Below are 15612 nucleotides of genomic sequence, written 5' to 3' on the forward strand. Positions count from 1 at the left end.
CCCCCAATTTTCCCGGACGGACGGTGAGCATATGGCCACTCCGCTATGGTCCGCAGCGTGTTGACGAAATGGGCGGCCGGTGTCGGCACCGCCGCCGCTGTCGCCCTGGCCGGGCAGCCGCCGCCGACGGGCATCACGATCCCGCAGATCCCGGTGCCGACCGCGGGCGCGACCGCCCAGCCGCCGTCCGGACCGTCCTCTTCGGAGCCGGAGATCACCCTGCCGAGCCGGACGCAGCTGACCATCAGGGTCGAGCGCGACGGCACGCTGTCGGTCGACGAGAGCATCACCGTCCGCCGGGGCGGGACCATGAACCGCAAGGCGCCCTTGCGAATCGCGGCCGGTGGCGACCGCGACCGGGTCTACCGCGTCCGGGACGTGTCGATCGAGGGGAACGGCAGCGCCCAGGCCACCGCGGACGACTTCAGCGTGCACACCGGCGAGGGCAAGTCCGTGCTGCGGTACAAAGTGGACGGAGCGGTGATCGACCTCGGCGACCGGCAGGAGGTCCGGTGGTCGATCGCGTCCGGGTGGGACGCCCGGATGGGTCTGCTGCGCGCGTCGTTCATCGCGCCGGCGCGGCCGACCAAGGTGGTGTGCTTCGGCGGCGCCTACGGATCCACCACGCTCTGTGACGACGCGCGGCTGGAGTCCAGCGGTATCACCCGGGTCGACATGCAGAACCTCAACGCGGGCGACCGGATCGACCTGGTCATCACGTTGCCGTCCGGGACGGTGCCCGCGAACGCCCGCTTCGAGGCGGCGAAGACGACGGTGAGCGCGTTCGCGTTGACCCCGTTCGCCGGGTTTGGGCTGCTGGCTGTGCTCGCGCTCCTGCTCGCCGGGGCCGCCCTGCTGTGGGCGGCGCGTGGCCGGGACGCCAAGGCGACGGCCACCGACGTCGGCAAGGTGGACGTGCTCGTCCGGGACAACGAGTCGGTGGCATTCGCGTCGCCCGACGGCGTGCTCCCCGGTCAGATCGGCACGGTGGTGGACGAACGCGTGGACGCCGTTGACGTGACCGCGACCGTTGTCGACCTCGCCGTGCGCAACTACCTGTGGATCCAACAGGTCGAGGGTGACTGGCAGATCATGCAGCGCAACCCGGCGGACCACGCGCTCACCGCGTACGAGCGCGCGGTGTACGACGTGTTCGCCACGCCGCAGAACGTCTCCACGCTGCCCGTCGCGCTCGGCCCGATCCGCGCCGCTATGTACAGCGATGTCGTCGCGCGTGAATGGTTCAAACGGCGTCCGGACCGTGCGCGCAGCCTGTGGATGTGGATCGGCGCCGGTCTGGCCGTCGTCGGCGCGGCACTCACGGTGGTCCTAGCGGTGACGGTCGGCAACGCGCTGCTCGGGCTCGCGGTAGTCATCGCTGGCGTCGCGGTCGCGCTCGGCACGCGGTTCATGCCGTCGCGGACGAAGCGTGGCGGCGTGCTCGTCGCTCAGGTGCGCGCGCTCGTGCAGTACCTGCGTGAAACGGACCCGGCGAGCATCCCGGCCAACGACCGTGAGCTGGTGTTCTCCCGGTCGTTGCCGTACGCGGTCGTGCTCGGCGAGACACCTCGATGGGTGCAGGCGTTCGGCGTCGAGAACGAGCTTTACTGGTTCTCCGGCGGCCACGACGTGCCGGGGTTCGTCAACGCGCTCGACCGGCGGCTTCAAACCCCGGCGGCCAAGTAGGCTCGTGGGCATGGCCGCACCCGACCTGCATACCTTCACCCTTCCGAACGGTTTGCGTGTGGTGCTCGCTCCGGACACCACATCACCGGTGGTCGGCGTAAGCGTGCACTACGACGTAGGCTTCCGATCCGAGCCAGAGGGCCGCACCGGCTTCGCGCACCTCTTCGAACACCTGATGTTCCAGGGCAGCGAGAGCCTGGAGAAGCTGGCCCACTTCAGACACGTGCAGTCCTCCGGCGGCACGTTCAACGGCTCGACGCACCCGGACTACACCGACTACTTCGAGATCCTGCCGTCCGCCGCGCTGGAGCGGGCGCTGTTCCTCGAAGCGGACCGGATGCGCGCGCCCAAGCTGACGAGCGAGAACCTCCGCAACCAGATCGACGTGGTGAAGGAGGAGATCCGGCTGAACGTGCTGAACCGGCCGTACGGCGGGTTCCCGTGGATCTATCTGCCGCCGGTGCTGTACTCGACGTTCCCGAACGCGCACAACGGCTACGGCGACTTCACCGACCTGGAGCAGGCGTCGCTGGCGGACTGCGCGGCCTTCTTCGACACGTACTACGCGCCAGGCAATGCCGTGCTGACGGTCGCCGGCGACTTCGTCCCCGACCACGCCCGCGAGCTGGTCGAGAAGCACTTCGGCGACGTGCCCGCGCGGGAGACACCGCCGCGTCCGTCGTTCGGTGAGCCGCGGCCGCAGGGTGAGCTGCGTGGCGAACGCCGGGACCCGCACGCGCCGCTGCCGGCGTTCGCCCTCGGCTACCGGATGCCCGACCCGATCAACGAGCTGGACGGCTACCTGGCCCACCTGATGCTGGCGGGCGTGCTGTCCGACGGCGACGGCTCGCGGCTGCAGCAGCGGCTGGTGCACCGCGAAGCCCTGGTCACGGACGTCAACGCGGGTGCCGGGCTGTTCGGCCCGTTCGAGGCGCGCGACCCGGACACCTTCAGTATCACGGCGATGCACTCGCCCGAGGTGACCATCGACCGCGTGCTCGCCGCGCTGGACGACGAGATGGAACGGCTGGCCAGCACGCCGCCGTCCGAACAGGAGCTCGCCAAGGTGACCGCCCGTTGGGTGGCCAGCCTGCACAAGGACCACGACCGGGTGGTGAGCCGCACGCTCTCGCTCGGCGCGTTCCAGCTGCTGTACGGCGACCCGGCCCTGATCTACCAACTACCCGAACGAATCGCCGCGGTCACTCCCGCCGATGTGGCCGGCGCGGCCAAGCTGCTGCGCGCGGACTCGCGTGCCGTACTGCAGGTCGTTCCCGCCGGAGGTAACCAGTGACGACGTTCCGTACCGCCGAGGAGATCGGCCGCACCGCCGTCGGGCCACGGCCGTTGCCGCCGCTCGGCGCCCAGCGGGCCGCGACCGGACTGTCCACAGCGGACACCAAGCTGTCCAACGGCCTGCACGTGGTCGTGGTCCGGATGCCGGCCGTGCCCATGGTCGAGATGCGGCTGCGGATCCCGTTCGCGGGCACGGACCTGATGCACGCGGCGGTCGCCGAGGTGCTCTCGGCGACGCTGCTGACCGGGACCGCGCGCCGGGACCGGATCGCGGTCGACACGGACCTGGCGTTGGTGGGCGGTGAACTGGACGCGCAGGTCGACCCGGAGCGGCTCAGCATCGCCGGCAGCGCGCTCGCCACCGGGTTGGACACGTTGCTCGACGTGCTCGCCGACGCCCTGACCGGGGCGTCGTACGCGGACGACGAGGTGCGCCGGGAGCAGGAGCGGCTGGTCGAGCGGATCGCGATGGCTCGTTCGCAGCCGAGCGTGATCGCGCGCCAGGCGTTGCAGAAACATCGTTACGGCGACCACCCGGCCACGCGTGAGATGCCCGAGGCCGAGGACGTCGCCAAGGTGACGCCGGCGGATGTCCGCGCGCTGCACCAGGCGTCGATGCTGCCTCGCGGCTCCACGCTCGTCCTCGTCGGCGACGTCGACCTGGACGCCGCCGTCGGGCAGTTGGAGCGGGCGCTCAACGGCTGGACCGGCGCGTCCGAAGCCGTGGAGCTGCCGAGCCTGCCCCCGGTGACCGGCGGCGACCTCAAGTTCGTGTCGCGGCCCGGGGCGGTGCAGTCGCAGCTGCGGTTCAGTGCCCAGGCGATCATCCGGACCGACCCGCGGTACCCGGCGCTGCAGCTGGCGAACCTGGCGTTCGGCGGGTTCTTCTCGTCGCGGCTGGTCGAGAACGTCCGTGAGGACAAGGGGTACACATACCACGCGCGGTCGCACCTCGAGTTCACCCCGGCCGGCGCGACCCTGCTGATCGACACCGACACCGCGAGCGACGTGACCGCGAGCGCGCTCCTGGAGATCCGGTACGAGCTGGGCAAGATCGTGCTGTCGCCGCCGTCCGAGTCCGAAGTGGACATCGTGCGGCAGTACGCGGTCGGGCAGCTGCTGACCGCGACCGCCTCCCAGGCCGGGCTGGCGTCCCAGATCGTCGGCCTGGCCACCCAGGGGCTCGGCGTGGACTGGCTGGTGGCCCATCCCGGCCGGCTGGCGGCCGTCACGGTCGAGCAGGTCGCCGAGGCCGCGCTGGAGTTCTTCGCCCCGGCCAGGTGGACCGGCGTGATCGTCGGCGACCCGGCCCAGCTGACCGCGTTGGACGTGCTGGGCGGCGTGACCCGGTGACGTTCCAGCTCGACGCCGTCCCGGTGCTCTCCCGGTCCACTGTGGAACGGGCGGAGGGGCTCCGGGACGACGTGGCCCGGCAGACCGAGCTGTGGCAGGAGGGCCGGGTCCTGCTCGTGGACCCGTACGGCCGGACCCTGATCGGCGCGGGCGGGACCCGGCTGGGGCACCGGCCGGCGAAGACGTTCGGCTCGGAACCGCCGGCCGAGGCGTTGCTGCTCGGCGAGGAGGGCGGCGCCGGCTACTGGGCCGTCGGAGTGGACGCCGAGGTGCCGCCCGCCCGCCTGGACTGGCGGTCCTGGCAGGACATCGAGTCCTCGGCCGAGGAGCGGTGGCTGGACCTGCGCGGCGCGGGCACGTTCCTGGACGCCACCGCGGCCGGGCTGTTCACCACCGCGGTGGCCCTGACGAACTGGCACGCCCGCGCCCGGTTCTGCGCGAACTGCGGCTCGCCGGTGGAGCGCGTCAAAGCCGGCTGGGCGACCCAGTGCACCAGTTGCGGCCGGGAGGAGTACCCGCGGACGGACCCGGCGGTGATCTGCCTGGTCCACGACGGACCCGGCGACGGCACGCGGGTCCTGCTCGCGCGTCAGCCGATCTGGCCGAAAGGCCGTTACTCGGTGCTCGCCGGGTTCGTGGAGGCCGGCGAGTCCCTGGAGGCGTGCGTCGCGCGGGAGATCGCGGAGGAGGTCGGCGTGGACGTCACCGACGTCCGCTACCTGGGCAGCCAGCCCTGGCCGTTCCCGCGCTCGCTCATGCTCGGCTTCGCCGCCCTCGGCGACCCCGACCAGCCGCTGCGGCTGCAGGACGGGGAGATCGAGGAGGCCCACTGGGTCACCCGGGACGAGGTACGGGCCGCGTTCGCCGCGGAGGCCGACGGCACCGACCACTGGCTCGGGGTGCCGGGGCCGACATCGATCGCCCGCATGATGCTGGATTCCTGGGCGAACGCCTGATCGCCGCCGCACGCTGTTTCGGCCGGTAACGGACACCGAGAGCCAGTGTGATAGAAGAAGGGCATGACTCAGGAAGCGAACCACAAGCCGGCCGATGACGGCTCGGAAACCGCCGAAGAGTGGTACGCCAAGCGCATGACCGGCCTGGGTGCCAAGTTCTCCGCTGTACGTTGGGCCCACGGGATCGTCTACAAGCGGCACGTACAGTCCGTCACGCACGGCCGTGTCCTCGACGTGGGCTGCGGCATCGGCAGCAACCTGGGGTCCGTGTGGCCGAGCAGCGTCGGCGTGGACCACAACGAGCACTCGATCGCCGAGGCCAGGGCCCGGGGATTCAACGCGTTCACGTCCGAGGAGTTCCACGCGCGTGCCGACGAGTACAAGGCGGCGTTCGACTCGATCCTGTGCGCGCACGTAATGGAGCACATGGACCGCGACTCGGGCGTCTCGGTGCTTGAGGAGTACCTGCCGTACCTGAAGACCACCGGGACGGTCGCGTTGATCATGCCCCAGGAGGCCGGGTACAAGACCGACCCGACGCACGTCCGCCTGGTCGACTTCGACGGGGCGCGTGACCTGCTCGAAGCCGTGGGCCTCAAGGTCCAGCGGAGCTTCTCCTGGCCGCTGCCCCGCAAGTACGGCCCCTCGCTGCGCAGCAACGAGTTCGTCGTGACGGGGCGGCGCGTGTGAGTCCTGGCCGGGTCAAGGACAATGGCGCCGTGCGCCACCTTGGGTCGCCGGGGGTCCCGAAGCGGATCTCCGCGATCGTCACCGCCTACCACCCGGACGAACGACTGCTCGCCGTGATCGAAGCGGCGCGGGCGGCATGCGTCGAGGTGCTTGTCGTCGACAACACCCCGGACGGCTCACCGCTGCTGGCCGGCGAACTGCCGGACGGCGCGCGGGTGCTGCGGTCCAGCAAGAACCTCGGGCTGGCCGGCGCGCTGAACCTGGGATGGCGTTCGCTGTCCCCGGACTGCGACGCGGTGCTGCTGCTCGACCAGGACTCGGTAGTGCCGGAACAGCTGGTCACCCAGCTCGCGGCGCACCTGGACACCCCGTCGGTCGGCGCGGTCGCGCCCTCGCCGTGGGACGCCGAACGTGGCTCGTACATCGACCCGCGCACCACGCTGCGGCCGGACGTCGCCGACCGGGACGCGGTGATGACGTCGGGCCTGATCGTGCGCCGGTCCCTGCTGGACAAGCTGGGCGGCTTCCGCGAGGACTTCTTCGTCGACTGCGTCGACCACGACTTCTGTCTGCGGCTGAGGCGCGCCGGCTACCGCATCGTGCAGGACAAGCGGGTACGGCTGCCGCATTCGCTCGGCGACCTGCGCGAGCACCGGTTCCTCATCGGTCACGTACGCGTCACGCATCACCCGACATGGCGGCTGTACTGGGTGGTCCGCAACGGTGTCGTGCTGGTCCGGGAGAACCTGGCCGCGAAGCCGGTGTGGTCGTTGACGTCGATCCTGATCATGGTTCGGTGGGCGATGCTCACCGCCCTGTACGAGCGCCCGCGCGGCAAGCGGCTGACCGCCATGTGGCGCGGCCTGCAGGACGGTGTCACCGGCCGGACGGATCGCCGGTTCCTGCCCGCCGGCGCGTCCGTCGGGGACGTGATCGACGCCTGAACCCCCGCACGGGGGCGGGCGCATGCCAAGCAGCTGCTACAGCTACCTTGACTCGGTGCGTCTCCTCCGTAGCCCGATGGTCCTGATTGGTGTCGGGCTCGCGCTGGTCCTCATCGGCGGCTTCGGTTTCACCAGCATCGTCACCCGCGCGGTACCAGACAGCAACACGGTCGCCGCGGTCACCAGCTTGTACTTCCTGGTGAACACCCTGGCGCTCGGCGTCTTCTCCGGCGTCGAGCTGGAGATGTCTCGGTCGGTCAGCCAGGAGCGGACGCTGGGCAACCCGATCCGGCCGGTGGCGCACTCGGTGGCCCGGCAGGCGACCCGGCTGTGGCTGCTCGCCGCGGTCATCCTGCTGGCGGTGTCGCCGATCCTGGTCAGCGGTCCGCTGCGCGGGCACTGGGAGCTGGCCGCCGAGTTGATGCTGAGCCTGGTCGCGGCCCTCTTCTCGGCGGTGGTGCGCGGGGCGCTCGCCGGCAGCCAGCGGTTCGGTTTCTACTCGGCGACCATGGCCGCCGAAGGACTGTCCCGGCTGCTGCCCTGTGTGGTTCTCTACGCCGTCGGTGTGGACGCCGGGTGGGTGTACGGCCTTGTCTTCGCGCTCGGGCACATGTTCTCCGCCCTGGTCGGGGTCCTGCTGATCTGGCTGTCCGGCCTGCGTGGCTGGCACCGGATCGAACCGGGCACCGTCCTGCCGAAGATCGGCGGGCAGGGCGCCATCAGGTTCGGCCTGTCCACGGCGTTGCTGCTGGTCGTCCTGGCCAACTCGGCGAACCAGGGCATCGTCAACCTGCCGCCGGTCATCGTGAACCACAGGCTCATCAGCGACACCGCCACCGCGGTCGGGCTGGCCGTGATGCTGACCAGGCTGCCGATGTTCGCGGTCATGCCGCTGCAGACCATGCTCCTGCCCCGGCTGACCGCCAGCGCCGCCCGCGGCGACCTCGGCGGGGTGCGCAAGCAGAACCTGCGAACCGTGGCGGTCTGTGTCGTGCTCGGCCTGATCGGCATCGTCGTGCTGGCCACGGCCGGCCCGACCCTGCTGTCGATCTACCAGGGCCGACCAGCGGAACTGTCCGCGACGACCATGGCCGGACTGGGTGTCGGCACGCTGTTCCTGACCGCGATGAACATCACCCAGCCCGCGCTGCTGGCATTGAGCCGGCATCGGGCGGTGCTGGTGTCCTACTTGTCCGGGCTGGCCGCCATGGTCGTCGCCGCCGTGCTGCCGATCGACCCGATCGCCTCAGTGGTGCTGTCGGCGTCCGCCGGACCGATTGTGGCGTCCATCGTCATGGCAGTCGTGCTGTTCCGGGCCACGAGCGATGCCGCCGTGGTCCCGAACCTTCAGAAAACGGCGTCTTAGTCAGCCGACCGCACGGAACGCGGCTGCCACCAAGACGTCCGGGGTGGTGTCGATGTCCAGGACGATTCCTGGCTCGTCCGGGCCGAGTGGCTCCAGGTCCGCGATCTGTGAGTCGAGCAATGCGGCCGGCATGAAATGCTCTTGGCGGCCGGCCAGCCGGGCGGCGATGACGTCATGTGACCCGGTTAAGTGTACAAAGTACACAGGCCCGCCGGTGCGGAGCAGATCCCGGTACGGCCGCTTCAGCGCGGAGCACGTGACCACGCCGCCGGACTCCTCGTGCGCGCCGATCCACTGGGCGATGGCCCGCAGCCACGGCCACCGGTCCTCGTCGGTCAACGGATGACCGGCGGACATCTTCGCGATGTTCGCCGGTGGGTGGAACTCGTCGGCCTCGGCGTACTCGACGTCCAGCCGTGCGGCCAACTCCTTGCCCACGGTCGTCTTGCCGGACCCGGACACACCCATGACGACGATGACCATGGTCACGGGTCGATTCGGTCCATGGCGGCGCCGTCCCACGTTGTCTGCGTGCACGCCACGCCCCGGCCGTTGCGGGGGCGCAGGACGTCGTAGATGTGCATGCGCGGGATCTTGTCCGAGACGCCCCAGCCGCTCGGCCACGTGATGACCCAGTCCATGTCCAGATCCACCAGCAGGCCCAGCATCCGCGCGATGGTCGGGTCGTCCAGCCGCTCGAACGCCTCGTCCAGCAGTACCAGACGCAGCGGCGCGAAGTCCTCCGACGTGCCGCTGACCGCGTCGTAGAACGCCGCCGCGGCAGCGAAAAGCGTCACGTACGACACCAGCCGGGTCTCACCCGACGACAGTTGACGCAGCCGCCGCACGCGTTGGCCGCCGTCCGGGCCGGTGTCCGCGACCCGGACCGTGAACGCGTGCCACGACCGATAGTCCAGGGCCCGCGCCAGGATTTCCGCGTAGCCGCTGGAGTGGGTGTCGCGTTCGGCCTCGATGCGTTCGGTGAACACTCGCCGCAGGGTGGCGTCCTGAGCGGATGTCCTTTCGCCGTAAGGCATCCGGACCAACGACAGGGCTTGCCGGGTTTCGTCGTCCAGGGCCGCCGACGGTTTCCACTCCAGCTGGACGTGCACACCCTGGCTGGACTGGGCCTGGCTGAGCACCTCGTTCATCCGCTTGGCCAGGTCCTCGGCCACCGCGATCTGCCCGCGCAGCCACTCGGCCAGGTCCCTGATCAGGTAGTCGGCGAAGATCCGTTGGTACTGCTCGTCCAGGAACCCCCGTTGTTCGGCGAGTTTCGACGACACCTGCTTGGCGGCCAACGCGACCGGGCGCCCGCCTTCCTCGCCCGCGACGCTCACGGTCAGCAGGCCGGCGTGCTCGTCCGCGGCGATGTCGTAACCGCCGGCCAACGCGGTCTGCAGGTCCTGGAGTTTGGTGATCACCGCGGTCTCGCTGGCGTTCTTGCGATCCGACTCCATCACGGCTGCCCGGACCGTGTCCAGATCAGGTGACTCCAGGTCGGGCAGTGCCGCGGACAGCACGCCAGGCGCGGTTACGACGGCCTGGAATGTCCGCACAGCCCCGCTCTGCGCTTCCTCTGCCGTGGTGAGCTGCTCGGCAGCCGTGCCCAGCAACGCGTCCAGCTTCGCCGCCTGCTCACGCAGCTCGGTGATCCGCTCCCGGACGTCCTTCAGCTCCACCCGCATCCGTTTGCGGGACGACTCCAGTTCGGCAAGCCGGGAAGCGATCTCCTTGGCCTCGCCGCCGACCGCGCCGGTCAGCTCGGTCAACGTGCCCGCCTGGGCCGCGTACTCCGCGCACTTCTGGTCAGCCTCGGTCTCGGCGGACGTCCGGTCGGCGACCGCCGCGTGGTACCGGTGGTTCGCGTCGACCAGGTCTTCAACCGTGCCACGGCACCGCTGCCGCAACGCCTCAGCGAGACGTTCCGCCGCGCCCTGGGCTTCCGCGGCCGACTGCTGCGCCTGACGCAGGTCGTCCGATCGCGGAGACAAACCCGCGTCGCCTGCCTGCCGCAACAGGTCCGCTGTGGTCGCCTGCCAACGAGTCTGCATCTGGTCGTGCTCTTCACGCAGCTGCTGCGCGTGCTTGTTGGCGCGCTCGGTCGCCTCCTGCTCGGACCGCATCCGGGTGTGTTTGGCGATCAGCTCCTCGTCGCCGGGGAACTTCTCCAGATGACGTTCCCACTCCGCCACGATGTCGTTGGCGGAGCGCTGTTCCTGTTCGGTCGACGCCAGCTCATGGCGCAGCGCCGCCAGTTCGTCCTCCAGTTCGACGATCCGCCGCTGCCGCGCTGCCGCCCGTGCGCCCGCACCGACGTACTCCGCCGCTGGTTTCGACCACACGCCGTGCAACGCGCCCGCGCGCCAGTGCCCGTCGACCGACAACGTCATGTTCCCGTCGGACGCCCCCAGGCCGATGCTCCGCAGCAGCTCATCAACCCGGGCCGTGGGCACCGGACTGTCCGGAACCGCTGAGGCCACAAGGACATCCGACAGTGCCGGCCCGTCTAGCGGCGTGCCGGGACTGGCCAGGACGTCGGCGAGATCGGGCACCGAACCCTCAGGCGTGACCCGCGCGGTCAACAACCGGCTGGCTTCGAGGGCCGATTCGAGCCCGGCCCGGTCCGCGTCCGACAGGTTCGGCCGGAAGTCCACCAGCCGGTAGAACGCGGCTCCCGTGGCCGAGTCACGGGGCTCGGGCTCCTTGCCGGCGCGCAAGGCGGTCAGCTCGCTGTCTCGTTCGGCGATGGCCGAAAGGGTGTCGGTCCGCCGCTGGGACACGGCATGCGCGGTCTCCCGGGCCGTCTGGACCAGGGGAGCCGTCCACTGCCGGGCCGCGGTCGTCAACGCCCGCGCCTCGCCCGGGTTCGCGCACAAGTCCTCAATGGACGGTAGGCGCAGCTCGTGGTCCGGGTGGGCCGCGCGCAACGGGCCGGCCTTGCGCCACGTGGTGACCTGCTCCAGCCAGACGTCCGCCTCGGTCACCAGCTCCTGGTTCGCCTGGTTGCGCCGCCCGGCCGCCTCGGTCGCCTCCAACTGGGCACTGCGCGCCGACGACCGGAGCGTCTCCACGCGCTGTTCCTGTTTCTCCTGCTCAACGGCCTGCTGATGCAACGCCGAAGTCAACGCGCTGCGCTGCCTGGCCTCCTTCGCCGCGCGCCCGGCCCGGTCTGCGGCCTCGGTCAACGTCTGCAGCAGTTCGTCGACGGCGACCGGCGGCGGGACCTTCCGCTCGATCGGCAACGGCTCGGCCTCGGGATCCGGTTTGGCCCTGACCCGTTCGGTGACCGTCTCGCCGTCGCTCTCCGCCCAACGCGGCAGGGTCGGGGACAGCGAGTCGTCGAGTCCGGCGGCTCGCAACGCCATCCGGAGCGTCTCACCGAACTCGCCGGCCGAGTCCAGATCCTGCGCGAGGCGGCGCAGCAACCGGACCACACCGTCGACAGAGGCGTCCTCGGCCACGCGCTGTTTGTTGGCCACATCCAACGCCGCCGACGCGGCCGATCGGGACGCGGCCACCAGTTTCTCGCGGCTCTGCAGGTCCTGCAGGTCCCGGAAGGCGGGCAGCTCCTTGAGCGCGCCGATCGTGTCCTCGGCCTGCTGCTCGCCGCCTTCCAACTCCGCCTCGGCCCGTTCCGCCTCGGTCCGGTCGGTCCGGGCGCGGTCCAGGTCCGCGGTCAGCTTCTTGGTCTGCGCGCCGAGTTTCCGGACACTGTCCTCGCCGGCCTTCAGCCGTTCGGCCGAGGACCGGAGGCCGGCCAGCGCGTAGTCCGAGTACGTCCGCAGGAACGTCCGCAACGCCTTGTCGGCCGTGCCGAGCCGGGTGATGTTCTCGCGGATCGACTCCAGGTCGTCGAACGACGTCGCCAACTGCTCGACCATGGCCGCGTCCAACGGCGGCAACGCGTCCGAGAGGATCTGCTCCAGCTGTCCCTCAAGGACCTTCAGGCCGACGTCCGGGTTGCGCAGCGTCCGCTGCAGGTGCAACAGGTCGCCGTACCGGCCGGCCGGCACGCCGTACACGGTCTCCGCGATCTTGGCGCGGAAAGCCTGTTCCTCCAACACACAGTCCGCACCCAGCACCTCACGCAGCTGCGCCGAGCCGAGCGGCACCCGGTCCGGGCCGACCAGCTGGAAGTCGACCCCCACCCGGGCCGGCGTGATGAACCGCCACGAGTCGGAGATCTGTTGGGACGTCTTGGAAGCCTTCACGCCGAGCCCGCACGTCAAGATGTGCGCGTCGCGCCGCAGCTCGATCCAGGCGTAGCCGATCCGGTTCGGGCCGCCGTCGTAGTCGTCCAGCATCAGCCGGCGGATCGACACCGTGTCGAACCCCTTGGAGCCGAGTTGCCGCAGATCCCCGTCCAGACACAGCGGCAGCAGCAGTTCGAGCGTGCGGGACTTGCCGGAACCGTTGGTGCCCTGGAAGATCGCCCGCCCGCCGGAGAAGTCGAAGGTCTGCTCGGCGTACTGCCAGACGTTGACGATCCCGCCCCGGTGCAACCGCCAGCGTTCCGTCATGCGCCCTCCTCGTCGAACAGTGACCACCCCGGGACCTCGGGCTCCGGTGGCGCCTCGGGGACCTCGCGCTCCGGATCGCCGTCCGGCACCGGCCACCACCGGGCCGCGGCCGGGGACAGCCACCAGCGTTCACCGGCCGGCACCGCCAGTCCCATCTGGACGAACAGGGCCAGCACCTCCGCGACGATCCCGTCGGTGTCTTCGCCGGCCTGCCGGGACCACGCCGCCGGGTAGTCGGCCACCAGCCGCTCGCAGACTCGACGGACCGCGTCGGCAGTCACCGGCCTGCGCCCGGCACCGTCCACTTCGGACTCTGGGTCGTCGGTGTCCGTGGTGTCCTCGGTGAGGAGGTCCGGCAGGGCGAGCAATCCGATCCGTGCGACTGTACTGGTACCCGGGAACATCACGTCGGACAGGTACTCCTCCGGGTCGGCCGCGAGAATGCCCTCCAGCCTGGTCTCGGTGAACAGGCCGAAACACCGTTCGAGCAGGTACGACTCGCGCCTCTGGTTGCGCAGCAGCCACTCCCGCTCGTCGTCGGCGAGCTCCGCGTACAGCACGACCGGGCTCTCCACGAGCCTGCGCCGGACCAGGAAGTCCACCCGACGGGGCGCGGTCCGCGCGGCCAGCGTGACCAGCGCCGACGCGTCCTCGGCGTCCGCGACCGGGCCGGCGAGCAACTGGCCGAGCAGGTCCGTTTCGACTGTGATCAACGCCTCTGCCGGCGCGTCCTGCGAGGCCGACGACACCGTGCCCTCGGTCTCGGTCAGCACGCCCAGGGACACCAGATGCCGCAGCGCGGCCGTGAGCGCGCGCCGGTCCGCGATCGTGTCCACGACCTCGATCCCGGCCTCCACAGCCGCCGACCGGACGTCCGACACCAGCCGCGACAACAGCACCTGACGGCCGATCCCGGTCAGCGCGGCCATGGTCAACGCCAGATACGCGTAACCACGCGGGGAGAGCTCGGGAACGCCACGCGTCGCGTCCTCGCCTGGCCCGGCCTTGTAGAGCCGCGCGAACTTCCGCTCCACCACCAACCGGTAACCCAGCAACGCGGTGAACATCTCACCGAGCACGACCCGATGCCGGTAGATCAACGGAAGCAGTTCGCCGTCCGGCCCGCCGAGCCGCAACAACGGCCGGCGCAGCAGCGTTCTGGCGCACCGCACCACGTTCGCCGCGTCGATGTCCGCGAGCCCGTCCAGCGGGTCCGCCATGCTCAGCCTCATGTGCCACCGCCGCTGAGCACGAGCGTGGAATCCCGCAGTGTCAACGTGCCGCCAGTGGACCGCACGCGGGTGGTGACGCCTTCCGCGTACTCCACCCGCACGACCAGCCCACGCACCTGGTCCTCCGCCGAGCCCGCGTCCTTCGTGCTCTCCCGTTGGGCCATGGCCAACGTCAACAGCTCGCACAACACCCCGAGCGCGCCCGGGGACAGCGTCGCCTGATCCAGGTTCGGCGCGGCCGCGGCGAGTTCGGCGACGTCCGCGGCCCGCAGCTCGTCCGCCTGCCGGGCCTCGGCCAGCAGCGACTGCTCGGTGATCGGGTCGTCCATGATCCGGGAGGTACGCCCACGCGCGCCTCGGTCGCTTCGGCTGCGGACGCTGACCGTCACGTCGCACACAGGGCCTTCGCTCCACGGCGTGCGTTCGTCGTCCGAATCGTGCTCGGGCGCGGGCAGGAGGTGCCGCGCCGAGTACAACCCGAAGGCTGCCGCGTACATCCGCGCGCCGTCCTGCGATGTGCCGTCGTCGAACCACTTCGCCAGTTTCAACAGCTCGGCCCGCCGGCCCGGGAGCAGGCCGCCGCCCGCGGTCGCCCGCTTCACGCTGGCCAGCAACGACCCGATCGCCCGCGCTGTGGCCTCACGCAACACCGTGACCTGCGACGGTCGGCCGGGCCGGTCGACGAACCAGTCGGTCAGCTCCTGCCAGTCCGCGGCCGAGCGGCCCCGGGCCCGTTCCACCTCGGCACCCAGGTCCGGATCGCCGAGCAGGCGCAGCAACTCCGGCCTTGCGGCGGCGAACCGGCCGGTCAGGTGCTCGGCGATGGCCGGCGTCTGGCGCAGCACGTCCTCCACCACCTTCTGGATGTACTCCACCAGCAGGTTGCGGAACCCGGAGATCTCGTCGGCGCCCAGGTGATGCCTGGTCACCACCTGGCCGAGGTACGCGTAGAAGTCCCGCACTGTCGCGGCCAGCTCGGCATGCTGCAGGAACAACGTCGTGACCTGCTCGGCGAGCAGCTCGCGGGCCCGCGCGGACGCCGTCGAGTCCGGGTCCCGCTGCTCCTGCTGCACCGCGGTCGCCAGGGACTTGCCCAGCTGGTTCAGGCCGCGCTCGATGGCCGGCAGCAGCTCGCGGGAGACCTCACGGGCCCCCTCCGGGACGCGCAGCAGCTCGTCCACGTCCCGCTGCACCCGGACGGCCAGCTTGCTGATCTGGTAGCGGACGCTGCCGTGCTGGAACTCCGCGATGCTGGCGGCGACCACCTCACGCCGGCCCTGCACCAGGTTGCCCCACTCGACCAGCTGGCGGAGCCGGGTGATCACGTTCTCGATCCGGGACTCGCCGCGGTCCACCCGGCCGTCCCGCTCGGCCGACGCGAGCGCCGCGGCCACGTCACCGGCCGACAGGTCGGCCAGCAGGGTCGCGGTGAACAGCCGCATGATGGCCAGGTACGTCCGCATGTGCTCCCTGGCCTGCAGGTACGCGTACAGCCCGAGCCGGTCGGTCGGCGCGCGGGTCTCGTCAGGGGTCACGGGACGCACCCTAGCCGCCGGGTCCGACATC

The 15612-nt window shown here is 70.7% G+C and carries 11 protein-coding genes; 7 read left to right on the forward strand and 4 right to left on the reverse strand.

Going from position 1 to position 15612, the window contains the following annotated elements; all coding sequences use genetic code 11:
• Nucleotides 1-57: 57 nt before the first annotated feature.
• The 7 genes from EV192_RS25705 to EV192_RS25735 all read left to right on the forward strand — a co-directional run bounded on the left by EV192_RS25705 (nucleotide 58) and on the right by EV192_RS25735 (nucleotide 8291).
• A complete protein-coding gene (locus EV192_RS25705) occupies nucleotides 58-1686 on the forward strand; it encodes a DUF2207 family protein (RefSeq protein ID WP_165960599.1) in 1629 nt (542 codons plus the stop codon).
• Nucleotides 1687-1696: 10 nt separating this feature from the next.
• Nucleotides 1697-2980, forward strand: a complete 1284-nt coding sequence (locus EV192_RS25710; RefSeq protein ID WP_132119592.1) for a M16 family metallopeptidase — start codon at nucleotides 1697-1699, stop codon at nucleotides 2978-2980.
• Nucleotides 2977-4335, forward strand: a complete 1359-nt coding sequence (locus EV192_RS25715) for a M16 family metallopeptidase (protein WP_132119594.1) — start codon at nucleotides 2977-2979, stop codon at nucleotides 4333-4335. Before EV192_RS25710 ends, EV192_RS25715 begins: the two co-directional genes overlap by 4 nt.
• On the forward strand, nucleotides 4332-5291 hold the full coding sequence (gene nudC, locus EV192_RS25720) for an NAD(+) diphosphatase (RefSeq protein ID WP_132119596.1): 960 nt from the start codon (nucleotides 4332-4334) through the stop codon (nucleotides 5289-5291). The genes EV192_RS25715 and nudC overlap by 4 nt, the downstream gene beginning before the upstream one ends.
• Before the next feature lie 63 nt (nucleotides 5292-5354).
• The gene (locus tag EV192_RS25725) at nucleotides 5355-5981 is read left to right on the forward strand and encodes a class I SAM-dependent methyltransferase (RefSeq protein WP_132119598.1); all 627 of its coding nucleotides are present in this window, start codon (nucleotides 5355-5357) and stop codon (nucleotides 5979-5981) included.
• Between the two features lie 29 nt (nucleotides 5982-6010).
• Nucleotides 6011-6925 carry a glycosyltransferase family 2 protein gene (locus EV192_RS25730; RefSeq protein WP_165960600.1) on the forward strand — a complete coding sequence of 305 codons (915 nt, stop codon included), beginning with the start codon at nucleotides 6011-6013 and terminating at the stop codon, nucleotides 6923-6925.
• A gap of 55 nt (nucleotides 6926-6980) precedes the next feature.
• On the forward strand, nucleotides 6981-8291 hold the full coding sequence (locus EV192_RS25735) for an MATE family efflux transporter (protein ID WP_132119602.1): 1311 nt from the start codon (nucleotides 6981-6983) through the stop codon (nucleotides 8289-8291).
• Here EV192_RS25735 and EV192_RS25740 read toward each other — a convergent pair whose 3' ends face one another.
• Genes EV192_RS25740 through EV192_RS25755 form a run of 4 tightly spaced genes read right to left on the reverse strand, consistent with a single transcriptional unit; the run spans nucleotide 8292 to nucleotide 15581 of the window.
• Nucleotides 8292-8774, reverse strand: coding sequence for a gluconokinase (locus tag EV192_RS25740; RefSeq protein WP_132119873.1), 483 nt, complete (start codon nucleotides 8772-8774; stop codon nucleotides 8292-8294).
• Between the two features lie 2 nt (nucleotides 8775-8776).
• Nucleotides 8777-12814 carry a TIGR02680 family protein gene (locus EV192_RS25745; RefSeq protein ID WP_132119604.1) on the reverse strand — a complete coding sequence of 1346 codons (4038 nt, stop codon included), beginning with the start codon at nucleotides 12812-12814 and terminating at the stop codon, nucleotides 8777-8779.
• Nucleotides 12811-14034: a TIGR02678 family protein gene (locus EV192_RS25750; RefSeq protein WP_132119606.1), complete on the reverse strand. Its 1224-nt coding sequence runs from the start codon at nucleotides 14032-14034 to the stop codon at nucleotides 12811-12813. The genes EV192_RS25745 and EV192_RS25750 overlap by 4 nt, the downstream gene beginning before the upstream one ends.
• Nucleotides 14035-14042: 8 nt before the next feature.
• Nucleotides 14043-15581: a DUF2397 domain-containing protein gene (locus EV192_RS25755; RefSeq protein ID WP_243727063.1), complete on the reverse strand. Its 1539-nt coding sequence runs from the start codon at nucleotides 15579-15581 to the stop codon at nucleotides 14043-14045.
• Nucleotides 15582-15612 lie beyond the last annotated feature (31 nt).

Origin of the sequence: Actinocrispum wychmicini, from assembly GCF_004345645.1 — a bacterium.
Classification (GTDB): domain Bacteria; phylum Actinomycetota; class Actinomycetes; order Mycobacteriales; family Pseudonocardiaceae; genus Kibdelosporangium; species Kibdelosporangium wychmicini.